This is a genomic window from Allobosea sp. RAF48, from assembly GCF_052114025.1.
Lineage (GTDB): Bacteria > Pseudomonadota > Alphaproteobacteria > Rhizobiales > Beijerinckiaceae > Allobosea.
The window spans coordinates 1-17,606 of sequence record NZ_JBFRDZ010000002.1; the positions used below are offsets into that span (position 1 = coordinate 1).

17 protein-coding genes are annotated in these 17,606 nt (G+C 65.4%); 3 read left to right on the forward strand and 14 right to left on the reverse strand.

Annotation, left to right across the window (positions count from 1 at the left end; genetic code table 11):
• Positions 1-580, forward strand: a 580-nt coding sequence (locus AB4Z10_RS03430) for an aminotransferase class III-fold pyridoxal phosphate-dependent enzyme (RefSeq protein WP_441468977.1), incomplete at its 5' end; no start/stop codon positions are given.
• Between the two features lie 55 nt (positions 581-635).
• Here the strand turns inward: AB4Z10_RS03430 and AB4Z10_RS03435 are convergent.
• The 11 genes from AB4Z10_RS03435 to AB4Z10_RS03485 all read right to left on the reverse strand — a co-directional run bounded on the left by AB4Z10_RS03435 (position 636) and on the right by AB4Z10_RS03485 (position 10,171).
• Positions 636-1,163, reverse strand: coding sequence for an L-2-amino-thiazoline-4-carboxylic acid hydrolase (locus tag AB4Z10_RS03435; protein ID WP_441468978.1), 528 nt, complete (start codon positions 1,161-1,163; stop codon positions 636-638).
• An 80-nt stretch (positions 1,164-1,243) separates the two neighbouring features.
• Complete coding sequence (locus tag AB4Z10_RS03440; protein WP_441468979.1) at positions 1,244-1,546, reverse strand: DUF6522 family protein; 303 nt, start codon at positions 1,544-1,546, stop codon at positions 1,244-1,246.
• On the reverse strand, positions 1,527-2,705 hold the full coding sequence (locus AB4Z10_RS03445) for an AGE family epimerase/isomerase (protein WP_441468980.1): 1,179 nt from the start codon (positions 2,703-2,705) through the stop codon (positions 1,527-1,529). Before AB4Z10_RS03445 ends, AB4Z10_RS03440 begins: the two co-directional genes overlap by 20 nt.
• An 8-nt stretch (positions 2,706-2,713) precedes the next feature.
• Positions 2,714-3,448 carry an amino acid ABC transporter ATP-binding protein gene (locus AB4Z10_RS03450; protein WP_441469499.1) on the reverse strand — a complete coding sequence of 245 codons (735 nt, stop codon included), beginning with the start codon at positions 3,446-3,448 and terminating at the stop codon, positions 2,714-2,716.
• 196 nt (positions 3,449-3,644) lie between these two features.
• A complete protein-coding gene (locus AB4Z10_RS03455) occupies positions 3,645-4,481 on the reverse strand; it encodes a transporter substrate-binding domain-containing protein (RefSeq protein ID WP_441468981.1) in 837 nt (278 codons plus the stop codon).
• Positions 4,482-4,526: 45 nt separating this feature from the next.
• On the reverse strand, positions 4,527-5,177 hold the full coding sequence (locus AB4Z10_RS03460; RefSeq protein ID WP_441468982.1) for an amino acid ABC transporter permease: 651 nt from the start codon (positions 5,175-5,177) through the stop codon (positions 4,527-4,529).
• A gap of 10 nt (positions 5,178-5,187) precedes the next feature.
• The gene (locus AB4Z10_RS03465; protein ID WP_441468983.1) at positions 5,188-5,856 is read right to left on the reverse strand and encodes an amino acid ABC transporter permease; all 669 of its coding nucleotides are present in this window, start codon (positions 5,854-5,856) and stop codon (positions 5,188-5,190) included.
• A gap of 112 nt (positions 5,857-5,968) precedes the next feature.
• A complete protein-coding gene (locus AB4Z10_RS03470; RefSeq protein ID WP_441468984.1) occupies positions 5,969-6,730 on the reverse strand; it encodes a 3-ketoacyl-ACP reductase in 762 nt (253 codons plus the stop codon).
• Between the two features lies 1 nt (position 6,731).
• Positions 6,732-7,505, reverse strand: coding sequence for an enoyl-CoA hydratase/isomerase family protein (locus AB4Z10_RS03475; protein WP_441468985.1), 774 nt, complete (start codon positions 7,503-7,505; stop codon positions 6,732-6,734).
• Complete coding sequence (locus AB4Z10_RS03480) at positions 7,502-9,094, reverse strand: acyl CoA:acetate/3-ketoacid CoA transferase (protein ID WP_441468986.1); 1,593 nt, start codon at positions 9,092-9,094, stop codon at positions 7,502-7,504. The genes AB4Z10_RS03475 and AB4Z10_RS03480 overlap by 4 nt, the downstream gene beginning before the upstream one ends.
• Positions 9,095-9,118: 24 nt before the next feature.
• A complete protein-coding gene (locus AB4Z10_RS03485; RefSeq protein WP_441468987.1) occupies positions 9,119-10,171 on the reverse strand; it encodes a LacI family DNA-binding transcriptional regulator in 1,053 nt (350 codons plus the stop codon).
• A 167-nt stretch (positions 10,172-10,338) separates the two neighbouring features.
• On the opposite strand from AB4Z10_RS03485, the gene AB4Z10_RS03490 reads away from it, so the two are divergent.
• Both AB4Z10_RS03490 and AB4Z10_RS03495 read left to right on the forward strand, forming a co-directional pair.
• On the forward strand, positions 10,339-11,502 hold the full coding sequence (locus AB4Z10_RS03490) for a dihydrodipicolinate synthase family protein (RefSeq protein WP_441468988.1): 1,164 nt from the start codon (positions 10,339-10,341) through the stop codon (positions 11,500-11,502).
• Between the two features lie 10 nt (positions 11,503-11,512).
• Positions 11,513-12,658 carry an acyl-CoA dehydrogenase family protein gene (locus tag AB4Z10_RS03495; RefSeq protein WP_441468989.1) on the forward strand — a complete coding sequence of 382 codons (1,146 nt, stop codon included), beginning with the start codon at positions 11,513-11,515 and terminating at the stop codon, positions 12,656-12,658.
• A gap of 97 nt (positions 12,659-12,755) precedes the next feature.
• On the opposite strand, the gene AB4Z10_RS03500 is transcribed toward AB4Z10_RS03495, so the two are convergent.
• From AB4Z10_RS03500 to wrbA, 3 genes are all read right to left on the reverse strand, one after another.
• Entirely contained in the window at positions 12,756-13,607 is an 852-nt protein-coding gene (locus tag AB4Z10_RS03500) for an MBL fold metallo-hydrolase (RefSeq protein ID WP_441468990.1), read from the reverse strand.
• Positions 13,600-16,659 carry a cyclic nucleotide-binding domain-containing protein gene (locus tag AB4Z10_RS03505; protein ID WP_441468991.1) on the reverse strand — a complete coding sequence of 1,020 codons (3,060 nt, stop codon included), beginning with the start codon at positions 16,657-16,659 and terminating at the stop codon, positions 13,600-13,602. Before AB4Z10_RS03505 ends, AB4Z10_RS03500 begins: the two co-directional genes overlap by 8 nt.
• A 161-nt stretch (positions 16,660-16,820) precedes the next feature.
• Positions 16,821-17,423, reverse strand: coding sequence for an NAD(P)H:quinone oxidoreductase (gene wrbA, locus AB4Z10_RS03510; RefSeq protein WP_441468992.1), 603 nt, complete (start codon positions 17,421-17,423; stop codon positions 16,821-16,823).
• Between the last annotated feature and the right edge of the window lie 183 nt (positions 17,424-17,606).

Consider the following 17,606-nt stretch of genomic DNA (forward strand, 5'->3'; position numbering starts at 1 on the left):
CGACGAGGTCCAGACGGGTCTCGGCCGCCTCGGCGACCATTATTTCGGCTTCGAGCAGCAGGCGGTGCGGCCGGACATCGTCGTGCTCGGCAAGCCGCTCGGCAACGGCCACCCGATCGGCGCGGTCATCACCACCCGCGCCATCGCCGAGCGCTTCGCCGAAGGCCCTGAATACTTCTCGACCTTCGGCGGCTCGAACCTGTCCTGCCGCATCGCCTCCGAGGTGCTCGACATCGTCGAGGAGGAAGGGCTCTCAGCCAATGCCAAGGCGATGGGCGACAAGCTGCTCGCGGGCATGCGCGCGCTGATGGCGGACTATCCTTGCGTCGGCGACGTCCGCGGCATCGGCCTCTTCCTCGGCCTCGAGCTGGTCACGGATCGCGAGACGCTCGAACCTGCGACCGACGCGGCCGCCCATGTCATGAACCGCCTGCGCGACATGCGCATCCTCGTCGGGCGCGAAGGCCCGGCCGACAACATCCTCAAGATCCGCCCCCCGCTCACGGTCGGCGCTGATGACGTCGAGATGATCCTCGACCGCCTCAGGATCTGCCTGCGCGAGGTCGAGGCCGCGCGCTGAAGGCGGCTCCGGCCCGTCCTCAGGGATGGGCCGGCATCAGCTGGCGGGACGACGCTCAGCCAGCCTTCGACTCGTCCTGCAGCGTGTAGCGGAAGTTGCAGTGGGTCGCGCCGCCCATGATCGTCTGCGTGCGTTCGAGGGTGATGCGCGGGTCATAGCCCGTGCAGAACACGCCGTCGCGGTTGCAGGAGAGCAGATGGCCGATCTTGCCGAGCCCCATCTCGCGATAGGTCTCGGCATAGCGGCAGCGATGGACGTTATAGTCGAACTCGGTGTCCGTCGCCTTGACCACCTCGATGACGAGCGCATCGTCCTGCGTCCAGAGCGCCTGCAATTCCTGGAAGCTGCGCAGGCTGGTGCCGCCCGGCGTCTTGGCGGCGAAAGATTGGCCGGCTGCGATCGCCGCCTTGCGGATCGCCTGATCGAGGATCGATTGCGCGATCTCCTCGCCCAAGCGCTCGCGCATCTCCTCATAGATCGGCGCGATGATGCCGGCTTCGATCCGCCTGCGGGCCAGGATGCCGATCTCGCCGTCGAAGACCGGGTTATCGCCTTGCTCGACCGGTTTCTCCGTCTCGCTCATCTCCCGCCTCCGTTTGTCTGCATGCGGCACCGCAAGTTTAGAACGATTAGAGTTCGCCGGGAAACACGCTGCCCCCACGATCATCGACCGCGGCGCGGCGGCGAGGGCAGGAAATCGAGCTTCTCCTCGATCACGGCGCCGTCGTCCGAGACGATGGCGAACCAGCGCCGGTTGCCGCAATGCACGGAGAGCCGCCAGCGGCCCTGATCCTCGCCTTCGCCGCGCTCGACGCGGCTCGTCACCAGGCCACGCCGCTGCATGCCCAGCCATTCCCCCGCCGACCAGCCGAAGCGCGCCGCAATGCGCTCGGCATCGAGCACGAAGGCACCGCTGGCGTCGCGAAGGATCGGGAGATCGGCTGGGTCAGCGCGCTGCTGTTCCATCTTCCACTTCCGGAGACGTGGCCGGCGGCGGCATGACCCGCAGCGTCTCGGCCAGACACAGGAAGAGATGATAGAGGACACGGGACGGCAGCGATACCGGCAAAGGCCCACCGGCACGGTCGAGCTGGTTGTGCCAGAGCCCCGTCCGTGCATCGACGAAGTGGCGGAACATCAGCTCGATATGGCGCGGCAGCCGCAAGCCTGCATCTTCGTCGCCTGCGAATTCGAAACGCGCCCCGAGCGCCTTGATGAACTCGGTCTGCGGCCAAAGCAGCTTCGTCGGCGCAACGACAGCCCCGTCTGGGTTGACGCCATCGAGCACCAGCGCTGGGTACCCCGGATCACGGTCGAGCCCATGCGCGAGGCCGAAGCCGTAAAGCCCGTCGGCAAGCGCACGCGCCTTGTCCCAGCCGGTCAGGCGGTGATGGTGATGCAGCAGCCAGACCCACTCGAACTGGTGACCAGGCTCGCGCAACTGGCCAGCATCGCCGGCAACGGGCCGCCAGTTTGTGTCGAAGAACTCGCCGAGCGTGCCCTTGGCGTCGATGAAGCGCTCCGCTGCCAGCCGGACGATGCCGTCGGCTGCATCGAACCAGCGCTGGTCCCCGGTCGCTTCCGCTAGCGCGTGGAAGGCTTCTAGCAGGTGCATATGCGGATTCTGGCGGCGCGGCAGCGTTCCCAGATCGTCTTCCGCATAGCCGCCGAACGGGGCGGCAAGCTCGGTCTCGATCAGGTCCATTGTCACCCCGGCTAGGCGGATGGCGGCAACGTCGCCGGTCGCCCGGTGGTAATGCGCGCAGCCGAAGAGCAGGAAGGCCAGGTCGTAGAGATCGCGCTGCGGGACGCTCGCTGCACCATCGGGGAGGAAGCGCTTCGGCACATAGCCGTTGGCCTGATGCGCCTTCAGCAGAAGCGCGAAGCCGTGCTGCGCCGCCTCCATCGCCGCCTTGCTCCCGCTCAGCCGGGCGGCATGGCTGAAAGTGTAGGTCAGGCGCGCCGTCGTCAGCGCACTGCGATCGGGCGCGGCGACCGGCAGGCCATCCAGCGAGACCCCCTCGACGAAGCCACCCGTCTTGCGATCGACCGCACGCTCGATCCAGGCCGGGATCAGCGTCCCATAGGTCCAGCGCTGCAGGCCGGCGGGCGACAGGTCAGGCATGGGCCGCCTCAATGCGCCTGAGTCTGCGCGTGCAGAATCTGGCCGAGGAACTTGCGCGTGCGCTCGTTCTGCGGCGCCGTGAAGAACTGATCGGGCGGCGCGACCTCGACGATCTCGCCCGCATCCATGAAGATCACGCGGTCGGCGACCTTGCGGGCGAAGCCCATCTCATGGGTGACACAGAGCATGGTCATGCCGCTCTCGGCGAGCTCGACCATCACATCCAGCACCTCGCTGACCATCTCCGGATCGAGCGCCGAAGTCGGCTCGTCGAACAGCATGATCTTCGGATTCATGCAGAGCGAGCGCGCGATCGCGACGCGCTGCTGCTGGCCGCCGGAGAGCTGGACAGGGTATTTGTGCGCCTGCTCCGGAATATGGACGCGCTCCAGAATCTTGCGGGCGTTCGCCTCGGCTTCCGCCTTGGGAATGCCGCGCACCTTCATCGGCGCGAGCGTGCAGTTTTCCAGCGCCGTCAGATGCGGAAACAAGTTGAAGCTCTGGAACACCATGCCGATCTCGCGGCGGATGTCCTCGATGCCCTTGAGCCCGGCATCGACGGTCGTGCCGTCGATGACGATCTCGCCCTTCTGGTGCTCCTCGAGCTGGTTCAGGCAGCGGATCAGCGTCGACTTGCCCGAGCCTGAGGGGCCGCAGATGACGATGCGCTCGCCCCGCGCCACGGTGAGGTCGATATCGCGCAGAACATGGAAGTCGCCATAGAACTTGTCGACTTTGCGCATCTCGATGATCGGGGCGCCGATCTCGGCTTCGGTTGAGGCGATAGCGGCCATCTGGAAAACCGTTCTGGACTGGCTGGTGGAAGAAGAGCCCGGTCTATGACCGGGCGCTTCCGCTGTTACAGGAACCGATGCGATCGCGCTGGCTCGTACGTCGTCCCGGATTCAACCCGGGACGACGTCGTGGTTGCGTGGGCAATCAGAATTTTCCGGATTCGAACACCGGCATGGGCGGCAGCTTCGGAAGCGGGATGCCGAACCACTTCTGGTTGATCTTGGAGAGTTCGCCGTTGCCCTCGATCTCGGCGATGAACTTGTTCGAGAACTCGGCCAGCGCCGTGTCAGCCTTGCGGAAGGCCATGCCATTGGCCTGCTCTTTCAGCGTGATCTTCGGCTCGATGCCGAGCTGCGGATAGTCCTTGTTGAGCTGGGCGAGGATGGTGTTGCTCGCGCCCATCGCCTGGACCTGGCCGGAAATCAGCGCCTGCAGGGTCGTGGCGTCGTCGTCGAAGCGCTTGAGCGGCGTGCCCTGCGGGACGACGGCGCTGAGCGCGATGTCCTGCGTCGAGGCGCGCGCGACGCTGATGGTCACGTTCTTCAGGTCTTCCGGCGTTTTGATGCTGAGGCTCTTGGGAGCCAGCACATAGATCGTCAGCGTGCTGTAGGGGTTGGAGAACAGCACCTGCTTCTGACGCTCGGGGGTGATGCCGAAGGTCGCGATCAGCAGGTCGACCTTGTTGGTCAGCAGATAGGGGATGCGGTTCGGGCCGGTGACCGGGACGAGCTCGAGCTTGACGCCGAGCGACTTGGCCATGAGGGCGGCGACGTCGGCATCGTAGCCGGCGGGCTGCTGGTTGGCGTCGGTGCCGCCGAAGGGCGGGTAGTCGGTCAGCACGCCGACCATCAGCTTGCCGCGGGCCTTGATCTCGTCGGGCGTCGCGGCCTGCGCCGGGGCGGTATTGAGCGCGGCGGCGGCGAGGCCGGCGAAGACCAGCGCGCCGAGGCTGCGGCGGCAAATCGATTTAAACAGCGACATGGACGTTCTCCTCTGTGGTGTAGGCTTGGTGTTGCGCAGCCGCGCTCAGCGCGCGGCGACGAGGAGCTTCTGCTCCATTCTCTTGCTGTAGGCCGAGAGCGGCCGGCAGATGACGTAATAGACCAGCGCGACGAGCGCGAAGATCGTGAAGGGCCGGAAGGTCGCGTTGTTGATGATCTGCGCCGCGCGGGTCAACTCGACGAAGCCGATGATCGAGGCGAGCGAGGTGCCCTTGATGAGCTGCACGAGGAAGCCGATCGTCGGGGGAATGGCGATGCGGACCGCCTGCGGCGCGAGGACGAGCACCATCTTCGGCCAGTAGCGCAGGCCGAGCGAGGTCGCCGCCTCCCATTGCCCGCGCGGCACCACCTCGATCGCGCCGCGCCAGATTTCGCCGAGGAAGGCGCTGGCATGGAGCGAGAGGCCAAGCGCGGCCGCCGTCCAGGGGTCGACCGACCAGCCGAACAGCCCGGGCACGAAGAAGGCGAGGAACAGCTGCATCAGCAGCGGCGTGCCCTGGAAGACCTTGATGTAGCCGGCCGAGGCGATCCTGAGCCACTTGTACTCGCCGGTGCGGGCGAGCGCGACCAGCGCGCCGCCGAGCGCACCGCCGACGAAGGCGACGAGCGAGAGCAGCAGCGTCCAGCGCACCGCCATGATGATGTAGATGATGTCGGCTGATCCGAGCGTGCGCATCGTCGTCACCTCACCGGGTTGGTTTGCGCAGGAAGGCGCGCTCGATCCCGGCGAACACCGTCCAGAAGAAGACGGACAAGCCGAGATACATGCAAGTGACGACGAAATAGACCTCGAAGCTGCGGAAGGTGCGCGACTGGATGTCGCCCGCCACCGCAGTCAGCTCGCTCGCCGCGATCGCCGAGCAGACGCTGGTGTTCAGCATCAGCAGGATGAACTGGCTGGTCAGAGATGGGTAGATCGCCTGGATCGCCGGCTTCAGGATGATGTAGCGGAAGATCTGGAGCGGGCGCATGCCGAGCGACTTGCCCGCCTCGACCTGCCCCTTGTGGATGCTCTCGATGCCGGCGCGAATGATTTCGATGCCGTAGGCACCGACATTCACGACGAGCGCCAGCAGCGCCGCCATGTTCGAGGACATCTTCAAGCCCATCGAGGGCAGTCCGAAATAGATCACGAAAATCTGGATCAGGAACGGCGTGTTTCGGATCAGCTCGATATATTCGTCGATGATCCGCCGCAGCCATTTCGGCCCCGAAGTCTTGCCGAGCGCGCCCGCGATCGAGACCACCATGCCGATCGCCATCGCCAGCGCCGACAGCACGAGCGAATTGAACAGCCCCTGCAGCAGCTCGGGCCACGCCGCGAAGACGTCGGCGAAATCGAATTCATAGCTCATGCGAGCCGCCCGTTCCGTGGGGCGAAAGCCGAACCGCCTTCATGCGCCTTCCTCATCCAATCCTCCCGGCCGGCATTGTTCCACCAGCTCGGCCGATGTTGTCGCACCATCCCTACAATCGCGGAATCAGCAAGCCGCCATCGACGTTGATCACTGTTCCTGTTGCATAGGCGAATTGCCCGCTGGTCAGAGCAGCGACGCAGGCTGCGACATCCTCGCCTTCGCCCCAGCGCCCGGCGGGGATCAGCCCCTCGGCGATACGCGCATCGTATTTGGCGGCGACCTTCGCGGTCATATCGGTACGGATCACACCCGGCCGGACCTCGAAGACCGGAATTCCCTCGGGAGCGAGCCTGACGGCAAGCGCCTTCGCCCACATCGAAAGGCCGAGTTTCGAGACGCAATATTGCGCGCGGTCGATCGAGACGAGTTCCGTGCTGGCCGAGGTGACGAAGACGATCGCGGGACGCTGCGGCTTGTCCGCGAGCATCGCCCTGGCGACCTCCTGGCTCAGGAAGGCGGCACCGCGCAGGTTGACATCCATCACGACGTCGAAGCTCTCCGGCGTGATCTCCAGCATGTCGCCGCGCACCGGCGCGCCGATGCCGGCATTCGAGACGAAGAGATCGAGCCGGCCGAAGGCAGCCTTCACATCCGCGACGAGAGCGGCATGGCTGTCGATCGCCGAAACGTCATGCTTGAAGAACCGCGCTGCAGCGCCGGCCTCTTCGAACAGCTTCAGCGCCTCGCCAACCGCCTCGTCCTCGGCAATGTCGGTGAAGGCGACGTCATGGCCCGCCTTTGCGAGGGCGATACCGATGGCGCGGCCGATGCCGCGCCTTGCGCCGGTGATCAGGGCGACGGGACGCGTCATCTCACTCTCCCCGGTAATGCGGCGCGCGCTTCTGCTGGAAAGCGGCAACGCCCTCCTTCACATCCTCGGTGTAGGAGACGAGCGAGCTCGCCAGCGCCTCCATGATCGCGCTGCTATCCTCGTTCTCGGCGGCGTTGATGAGCTGCTTGACGACGAGGTTCGCCACCGGCCCGCGCTGGCTGACGCGCTCGGCCATCGCCTGCGCCGCCGCGAGCGCCCCGCCCTTATCGACCACCTGATCGACGATGCCGAGCGTCAGCGCCGTCTCGGCGGTGACGATCTCGCCGGTCAGCGCCAGCCGGCGCGCGACCTGCCCGCCCAGCCGCTTCACCAGGCGCTGCGTGCCGGACCAGCCGGGGATCATGCCGAGCCCGGTCTCGGGCAGGCCGATCTTGGCCTGCACCTCGCAGATACGGATATCGGCGGTAACGGCGAGCTCGAGGCCGCCGCCCAGCGCATGGCCGTTCATCGCGGCGATGACCGGCGGCTTCATCCGCGCCAGCTTGTCGAAGGCGCGGTGGCCGGAGCGCACCCAGCCCTGCCCCATCTCCAGCGGCGACAGCCCGCCCCAGGCGACGATGTCGCCGCCGGCGCAGAAGGCCTTGCCCTCCCCGGTCAGGATGACGGCGCGCACCGAGCGGTCGGCATCGATCGCGTCGGCGAAGCGGCCGAGCAGCCCGACCATGACATCGTCGAGCGCGTTGAGCTTTTCCGGCCGGGCGAGCGTGATCGTCGCGATGCCGGAGGCGATGTCGAGGCGGGCGGGGTCGCTCATGCTGCCCTCCTGGGAACGTTGAGGCCGATCAGGGCCTCGTCGAACAGCGCGGCATCCATCAGCTTCGGCGGCTTGGGCACCAGCAGCGGGAACTCGCTCTGGCTGAGGATGTCGCGCTCAAGATCGACGCCCGGCGCGATCTCGGTGACGACGATGCCTTCCGGCGTCAGCTTCATCACGCAGCGCTCGGTGATGTAGGTCACGTCTTGACCTTGCGCGACAGCGCGCGGCCCGGAGAAGGAGATGTGCTCGACGGCCTCGACGAGCTTCTTCACCTTGCCCTCCTTCTCGATGACGAGCTTGCCATCGGCGATCGCGAGCTTGGCCGCGGCGCTGAAATAGCCGGAGAAGACGATGCGCTTGGCCCGGGCGGTGATGTCGATGAAGCCGCCGGCGCCGGCCGTGACGTGAGGACGCACACCAAGCTTCGAGACGTTGACGCAGCCCTGCCTGTCGATCTGCAGGAAGGAGAGCAGCGACATGTCGAAGCCCGCCCCCTGGAAATAGGTGAACTGGTAGGGAGACGGCACGATCGCCTCGGCATTGGAGGCGCAGCCGAACTGGAATTCGAGCAGCGGCACGCCGCCGACGGCGCCCTGCTCGATCACCCAGGTCACGGCGCCGTGCTGGCCCTCCTCGATCAGGATGCGCGGGACATTGGCCGAGATGCCGAAGCCGATATTGACGGCATCGCCGTGGCGCAGTTCCTGCGCCACACGCCGCGCGATCACCTTTGCAACGTCGAAGGCCGGTGTCTCGAAGCTCGACAGCGGCCGCCGCACCTCGCCGGAGATGGCGGGGTCGTAGACGGTCTGCGTCGTCTGCATCTGGTCGGGCGCGACCACGATCGCATCGACGAGGATGCCGGGCACGAAGACGGCCTGCGTGTTGAGGCTGCCCGCCTCGACCACGCGCTTCACCTGCGCGATGACGACGCCGCCATTGTTGCGCACGGCCAGCGCCTGATCGAGCGGCCCGAGCAGGCCACCCTCATGCTCGTAGGACAGGTTGCCGCGCTCGTCGGCCGTGGTGGCGCGGATGATCGCGACTTGCGGCACGATGCTGCGGAAATAGAGCCAGTCCTCGCCGTCGAATTCGACGCGGCTGACGATCGGCTCGGCCATGGCGCGCGCATTCATGGCGCAGCCCTGGTGCTTGGGATCGACGAAAGTGTCCATGCCGATCTTGGTCAGCACGCCCGGTCGCTTGGCGGCGGCTTCGCGATGCATGTCGAACAGAATGCCGCTCGGGATATTGTAGGCCGGGATCTCGTTGCCCGTGACCATCTTCCAGATCGCCGGCGGCTCGGCCGAGGACGGGCCGGAGGGGTAGGAGCCGCCCATGATCCGGGCCAGCAGGCCGGGCTTTGCGATGTGATCGACGCCCTTGACGCCCCACATGTCGCCGGCGGCGATGGGGTGCAGCGTGGTCAGATTGCGCGGATGGCCGGACGCATCGAAGCGCCGGCCGATCGCCGCCAGCACCGCGTCCGGGCAGCCAAGCCCCGAAGAGGAGGAGACAGTGACGATCGCGTCGTCCGGGATCAGAGCGGCGGCTTCGTCGGCGGAGAGGATGCGGGGAAAGGCCATGGTTTTTGTCTCTGGATGAACGTTTCAGCCGGCGGCAGCGAGCGCACGCTGATAGGCGCCGCAGGATTCGCGGATGACGAGGTTGGCGGGGCCGATGAAGCTTTCCGGCTCGGCGGCGGGATCGGCGATCTGCTTCAGCAGCAGCGCGGCGGCGCGTTCGCCGAGCCCGACGGGATCGACCGCGACGGTGGTCAGCGCCGGCGAGACATGGCGCGCCTCGCTGGTGTCGTCGAAGCCGACGATGGCGATGTCGCGGCCGACCACGAGCCCGTGCCGCGCCGCTGCCAGCATCGCGCCGATGGCGACGACGTCGTTATAGCAGACGACGGCGGTCGGCCGGTCTGCGAGGGAGAGCACCGCGCTCATCGCGCCGAAGCCGCCGTCGCGCGTCGGCATGCTCTCGAGATTGAGCGCCGGGTCGACATTGCGGCCGGCCGCTTCCATCGCCGAGAGGAAGCCGCCATGGCGCTCCTGCCGGACGACCATGGAATGCATGCCGCCGAGGAAGGCGATGCGCTCATGGCCGAGATTGATGAGATGACGCGTGACCCGGCTGGCGCCCGCGACGTTTTCCGGCACGACGAGACTCGCCTCAGCGCCCGGCAGGCGACGGATCGCCACCAGCAGCGCGGTGCCGGCCGCCTTGACCCAGTCGAGATGCTCAGGCCGCGTATCCAAAGCCGGGCAGAGAATAATGCCGCCAGCACCGTGCTCGCGCATCATCCGCATCACCTGCTCCTGCCGCACCACGCTCTCGGCGGTATTGGCCATGAAGGCGACATAGCCCGCCATCTGGAGCACCTTCTCCACCCCAATGGCGAATTCGGCGAAGAACGGATTGGAGAGGTCGTTGAGGACGAGGCCGACGATATGGGACTGCGCATTGCGCAGATTGGCCGCGCCGCGATTATAGACATAGCCCAGCCGGTCCATGGTCTGGAGAACCTGCTGGCGCGTCTCGGATTTGACGCTGCCGCGCCCGGTCAGAACAAGCGAAACCGTCGATTTCGAGACGCCGGCGGCGTCCGCGATCTCGATGATCGTCACCTTTCCCTTGCTGCCTTTCGGCTGCGGCATCGTTTCATCCCTGAAGTGGCGTACGCCATTCTTATCTTGGAACGTTCCATTATCAGCCTTTGATCACCCACGCAATCTCCCTCTTTCAAACGATTTTATCGCCATGTATAACGCCTCCAGCACGTTTCATTGATGGAACGTTCCAATAATCAAGATCGGAGGAAGCGATGGCCGAGATCACCCTGCCCCGCATGGACGGCAGCAGCGAGCGCTACAGGCTGGCCCCGCCCTCGCCATTTCCGCGCACCGCGCCGGCGAACGGCGTCCGCACCGTCTATGCTGCCGCCCATGTCGTCGCCGACCCGCTGAAGCTCCAGGAGCCCTGGCGCGTGCCGGCGGTCGATTGGGACGCCACCCTCACCTTCCGGCATCACCTCTGGGGCCTCGGCTTCAAGATCGCCGAAGCGATGGACACCTCGCAGCGCGGCATGGGGCTGGACTGGCCGAACGCCGCCGAGTTGATCACCCGCGTCCTCGCCGAGGCCAAGGTAACGCCGGGCGCCGATCTCGCCTGCGGCGCCGGCACAGACCAGCTCGATCCGCAAGCCGCGCGCAGCCTCGACGACGTGATCCGCGCCTATGAGGAGCAGATCGGCCATATCGAGGAGCACGGCGGCAAGATCATCCTGATGGCCAGCCGGGCGCTCTGCCGCGTCGCCAAAAGCCCGGAGGACTACCTCTCCGTCTACAGCCACCTCATCCGCCAGTGCCGCGGCAGGGTGATCCTGCACTGGCTCGGCGAGATGTTCGACCCCGCGCTCGCCGGCTACTGGGGCAGCCGCGACTTCAAGCCGGCCATGGAGACGGTGCTCACCCTGATCCGTGAGCACGCCGCCAAGATCGACGGCATCAAGATCTCGCTGCTCGACGCCGGCAAGGAGATCGAGATGCGTCGCCTCCTGCCCGAGGGCGTCGTGATGTATACCGGCGACGACTTCAACTATGCCGAGCTGATCGGCGGCGACGCGCAGGGCTTCTCGCACGGCCTGCTCGGCATCTTCGATCCGATCGCCCCGGCCGCAGCCGCGGCCTTCGCCAAGCTGGAAGGGGGCGACCGCGCCGGCTTCCACACCATCCTCGATCCGACCGTTGCGCTGTCGCGCCGGCTCTTCGAGGCACCGACGCAGCATTACAAATGCGGTGTCGTCTTCCTCGCCTGGCTCGGCGGCTTCCAGAACCATTTCCGCATGGTCGGCGGCGCCGAATCTGCGCGCGGCATCCTGCATTATGCCGATCTCTTCCGCCTTGCCGACCAAGCCGGGCTCTTCGTCGATCCCGAGCTCGCGGGGCACCGCATGGCGCATCTCTGCGCCCTCAACGGCATCGCCTGAGGAGAAAGCCATGCACGCCCCTCTGCTCGACGCCGAGATCTACGACCAGATCCGTGAGACCGCCCGGCGCTTCGCCGAGGATGTCGTCAAGCCCGTCGCCATCGATCTCGACCGCGACGAGACCTTTCCCGCCGAGATCTACCGACGGATGGGAGAACTCGGCCTGTTCGGTATCACCGTGCCGGAGGAGCATGGCGGTGCCGGGCTCGACGCCTTCGCCTATGCGATCGTGATGGAGGAATTGTCGCGCGGCTATTCCTCCGTCGCCGACCAATGCGGCCTCGTCGAACTCATCGGCACGCTGCTCACCCGCTACGGTACACCCGAGCAGTTGAGGCACCTGCCTGACATCCTCGCCGCGAAAACCCGCATCGCCTATTGCCTGACCGAGGCCGAAGCCGGCTCCGACCTCTCAAACGTCCGCACCGTCGCGCGCGAGACCGCCGAGGGCTACGTCATCGACGGCGGCAAGCTCTGGATCCACAACGCGCCGGTCGCCGATCTCGGCTTCGTGCTGGCCTCGACCGATCCCGCCGCCGGCCATCGCGGCATGAGCATCTTCCTAGTCGATCTCCATGCGCCGGGCGTCTCGCGCGGGGCGAAGGAGCACAAGATGGGCCAGCGCGCGAGCCAGGTTGGCGCGCTGACCTTCGACGGCGTGACCGTACCGCGAGAAGCGCTGCTGGGACCCAAGGGGCGCGGCTTCCACATCATGATGAGTGTGCTGGAGAAGGGGCGCGTCGGCATCGCCGCGCTGGCGACCGGCATCGCGCAGGCGGGGCTCGAGGCGGCGCTCGCCTATGCACGCGACCGGCGCCAGTTCGGCAAGCCGATCCTCGACAATCAGGGCCTGCAGTGGATGCTGGCCGACATGGCCAAGGACATCGCCGCCGCCCGCGCCCTCGTCGAGCGCGCCGCGCTCTTGATCGACCACGGCAAGCCCGCGACCTCCGCCTCCTCGATGGCAAAGTGCTTCGCCAGCGACATGGCAGTAGCGCAGACCGCCAACGCCGTGCAGATCTTCGGCGGCTCAGGCTATATCCGCGGCTTCGAGGTCGAGCGGCTCTACCGCGATGCCAAGATCACCCAGATCTACGAGGGCACCAACCAGATTCAGCGCACCATCATCGCGCGGGAGCTGATCAAGGGCGCCTGACGGCGCCAGGCGCGCTGGAGAAGCGACAGGCGCCCCAGCAGAGGTGGTCACGATCGGACCGGGCGCCGCCCGTGCTCCGCCATGCCTGAAGAATGCGTCAGGCCACCAGGACGACGACGTCGTCCTGCCGCGCATAAAAACTCTGCGAATGGCATCGCTTCAGATGTGCCTCGCGCAGCTCGAGCGCCGCATCGGACAGCTCGGGCGAATGGTGGACGCAGGCAAGGCGCTTCGCCCCGGCAGCCTCCAGCAGGCGCAGTCCCGCTTGCCAGGTCGAGTGCCCCCAGCCGCGATGCGGGTCGTAGTCGGTCGCTTCGTCCCACATCGCGTCGTAGACGAGAAGATCGGCGCCTCGGCAGAAGGCGGTGAACGCCGGGTCCGCATCATCGCCGGCATGTTCATGATCCGTCAGGATCACAAGTGTCTGCCCGCCATAGCGGAACCGAAAACCGGCCGCGCACGGATCATGCTGCAGCGCGATCGTCGCGACGTCGATGCCCGAAAGACCGAGATCGCCACCCGCCGTGAAGCTCGAAAAGCGAACCCGGCTGGGAGCCTGGGCAAAGCTGACGGGGAAGAACGGTTCACTGAACAGAGCCGACAGATTCGCCTCGGCACGCGCTGCCGTGCAGGCCGGCACATGCATCGCAATCTCGCCGGGCATGCGCCAGAGCGGCGCGAATGCGGTCAGGCCGATGACATGGTCGAGATGGAGATGGCTGAACAGGAGCGTCGCATCACGCTCCCCGGCAGCTGCCATGGCCTGCCCGAGCCGGCGCAGTCCGGATCCTGCATCGACGATGACACGGCGACCGGCGATCCGGACCTCGAAGCACGTCGTATCCCCGCCGAAACGATTACAGGAGCGGCCGGAAACCGGAATCGATCCACGCGTTCCCCAGAACCGGATGCCGAAGCTGCAATCGAGCAACCGCGCCGTCTCAGTCACGCGCCGGGCCTTCGAGCTCGCGCTTGGAAACAATCGCGACATTGTCCTGCAATCGCTTGACCATCAGCCGCATGACGGAGAGCGTCATGTCCGGAAATTCTTCCATCAAGGCGATGAACACCTCCTTACGGAGCTTCAACGCGGTCAATTCGCTGGTCGCCCGGATGGTCGCCGATCTGACCTCTCCGGTGACGACTCCCATCTCGCCGACGATCGCAGGAGCCTCGATCCGGGAAACGCAAACGGCGTTCTCCGGAGGTCCGATCAGGACGTTCGCGGTGCCGGCCATCACGACATAGGCCGCATCGGATTCCGCCCCCTGCTCGAACAGCAGGTCGCCGGCGGCGAAAACGGTTCGCTCGCTGGTAAAGGCCAGCAGCTTGATGCGCGCAAGATCGAGATTGGCAAAGATCGGCACGGCTCTTAGCGCTCTGACATCGTCACGCTCGCTGCCTACCTCGTCGATCGGTGCCCCGGCCGCCGCGGGTTGCAGGCCGGGAACCGGGCGCAGCCTGGCGCCGTCGAAGACGACGGAGAGGTCCATGGGAATATCACCGTCGTCATCACGCGCGACGACGATCAGGGTCCTGCCCTTCATCGCATCGCGAAGGCGCCGCAAGATTGCCTTGCCCTCCGTCGGGCTCAAGCTGCTCAAGGCGTTGTCGAGGATCAGCAGCGCGGGGCGCTTGATCAGGCAGCGTGCCAGAGCAACCTGGGCTTTGACCGCCGGGAACAGCAGGCGGCCAGCATAGCCGGCCGGCTGCGCAAGGCCGATCCGGAAAATCTCGTGATCGAGCCCGAGCTCGGTCATGGCATCGCGAACGGCCTCGTCGACCCGCTCGCGGACACCGGCGCTCGCTTGCGTCACCCGCCCGAACAGGATGTTCTCGCGGACCGATGCGGCTCCCCATTCACCGGAGTCGTAGAAATCGATGATCTTTGCGGCGTCCTGCGAAATGCGTGCGCGAAAGGCGTGACGTGCCAGCAGGATGCGCCTTTTCATCCCCTCGTCGAGAAGGCCGAGGCGGTGCAGCGGCTCGGCGTAGAGAAACGACAGCTCCAGGAACCGGGCCCGATCAGTCTCGTCGATCTGCCCGGCCTCGGCCCGCGCCAGGCGCTCGCGATAGGCGGGAAACTCCTCTGCGGCGATGAAGGAAAAGCTATCGAGAAGGAGGTGGTCCGGGGTCAGATCCGAGAAGATTTCGAGCATGGTCGCGGCGATGCGCAGACCGACCGTCGTCAGATCATCGCTCAGGGCAAGCGAGTCGAGAACGTCCTGCGTCAGCGCATGCTCGGCCAGCCTGGTTCCGCTGATCGCGGCATCGTTCGGAACGCCGAAGAGGATGTTTTCGCCGATCGTGGCGGTGTGGATGTAGTGCGTCGCATCGTAGGGCTCGACGGCATCCTGCGCTCCTCGTGCAGCCAGTACCTTGCGGATATGCGCCCGGATTTCCCCCAGCCGGCCGACCAGAACGGGGACTTCGTCCGCGTTGGGTCTGCTAGCGAGGCCATAGCGGAACACGACGCCGGAAAGACCGACGATGTGCAGCGTTGCAGCCAGTTGAGCTGCCGACAGCTCGTCGTCGGCCGTTCCCAAGGTCTCGCCTTCCCTGGTCGGACCCACATCGCGATCTGTCTTCGAGGCGTGACCGCGCAGGCCGTAGACGATGTTGTCGCGCAGGGTTCCATCGAAGATCGCCGGCTCACTGCCCGCATAAGCGATGCAGCGGCCGCGAGCCGCCTCGGAAATCCTGTCGAGCGAGACATCGCCGATCTTGAGCGCGCCACCGCTCGGCGTCAGCCGTCCGCCGAGGATGCGCGCGACGCAACCCGCGCCCTCTCCCATTCCCGACAGCAGGACATGCTGCTTCAGCGGCAGTGTCAGGGAAACCCGGTCGAGCATTCGGTCGCCCGTGGCGCTGACCGCGCTGAGCCCCTGCAAGGCGATCACGCCGGTCTCGGGGAATTGGTGGCTGACCGGCTCCCTTTGAGTTGACGGAGCGGAGAGTGCGAACTGCTCCGTAACCTGCTGAAACTTGGCTTCGACATCGAGACGCTGCTGATCCCAGTCGATGAGGTCCTTCACGGGCGGCGGCAGGTCGCGATAGGCCGCGATCACCGCCACAAGCTGGCCGATCCCGAGATTCCCGGTCAGGGTGGCGTAGCCGCCGATCGTGTAGAACAGGAACGGGGTGATCTGCGCCATCAGATTGTTGAGGGCTTTGACGGCGAATTTCCGCCCGTACAGCCGGTAGCGAATGCCGAACAGAGTTTCGAGCCGTTGTGCGACCTGTCCGCGTTCAAGCGCGGCGGTCCCATGATTGGAAACCTCGTCCAGCGTCTCGACCACCTCCCCGATCTTGCCAGCCAAGGCGCGGGAAGCGATTTGGCGCTGCTTGCCAAGCCGGATCTGCTCTCGCCGCAGCCGCGGAATGACCAGAACCTGCGAGGAGATCATCGCGACGGCGACAAGGCCGAGCAGAGCATTCTGCATCAGGATGAAGATGAGTGCAGTCAGGGCCTGCCCGCCCAGGAAGACCGGCTGAACGAACGCATCTCCGACGAAGCCACCGACGGGCTCGACCTCATCCTTGATGATCGAGGCGGCTTCCGAAGGCTTCAAACGCTGACGCTGCTCGGGCGTCGACAAAAGCAAGGACGAAAACAGATCGAAGCGGAGCCGCTGCAGTAATCTCTCACCGAGAGCCCCCTTTTTCATGTTGATGATATACTTGAAATACCCATTGATAACGATCAATATAAGAAATAAAAAAGACAGAATGAAAAGATACGAAATACGATCGACTCTAATTCCTCCGGATTTTATTTCCAATCCGAACAGACTTATACCCGTATCGAACGGCATAAATATCGCATATTCTTTTCCATCATCGAAAGCTTTTCCCTGCAATGCACCAGATATGATATATTTCGGCAGTTCAAGAGAAAGATAATAAAATGGCAGAGATAAAACAACAATCGAGATAATTCCGACCTGATCACGGTAGCTATTCTTCCATATATAGGAAAAAAGCTGGTTCACATGGGGCATTATTTTTCCCGCTTCGAAACGCACACGAGTCTTAGGCGCCTCAAGCCGTGGAATAAAACGCACTTCTATGAATACGAGGGCGAAGCGATACGATCCAGGCGGAGCATCTATAGAGTATTCAAATCAAAAGGAGACGGGCTCCTAAGCCCGTCTTCAGGTCGTCAGCCCGTCGCAAGCTTCGCCGCGATCTGCGCGACGTGGCGACCCTGATAGCGGGCGCCGGCAAGCTCGTTCTCGGACGGCTGGCGCGAGCCGTCGCCGCCGGCGATGGTGCTGGCGCCGTAAGGAGAACCGCCGCTGATCTCGGCCATCGTCATCTGACCCTGGAAAGCGTAGGGCAGGCCGACGATGACCATGCCCTGATGCAGCAGCACGATCTGGGTCGAGAGGATCGTGCTTTCCTGCCCGCCATGCTGCGTGGCGCTCGAGGAGAAGACGCTGCCGACCTTGCCGACAAGCTTGCCCTGGAGCCAGAGGCCGCCGGTCTGGTCGAGGAAGTTCTTCATTTGCGCCGGCATGTTGCCGAAGCGGGTGGGCACGCCGAGGATGATCGCGTCGTAGCCGGGGAGTTCGTCGATCGTTGCGATCGGGGCGGCCTGATCGAGCTTGAACCCCGATTTGCGGGCGATTTCCTCCGGCACGAGTTCCGGCACGCGCTTGACCACCGCTTCCGCGCCGGCCTCGCGTACGCCTTCGGCGACCGCCTGCGCCATCGCCTCGATATGTCCGTAGCTGGAATAGTAGAGAACCAGAACCTTCGTCATGAGAGCGATCCTCCTTTGGGTGCCAGCCGCCGGGGCCGCCGGCCCTGGCGGCAGCAGGTTAAGGAAGCAGCCTCATCGTCCGTTGACAAGGGCGCCAGGCGAGCCGCGCCAAACGTCGCGCAGCGTCGGCCCGCCCGAAAGCGACCGGAGAACCGGGCCGGCTATCACGCGGGCCACGATCGA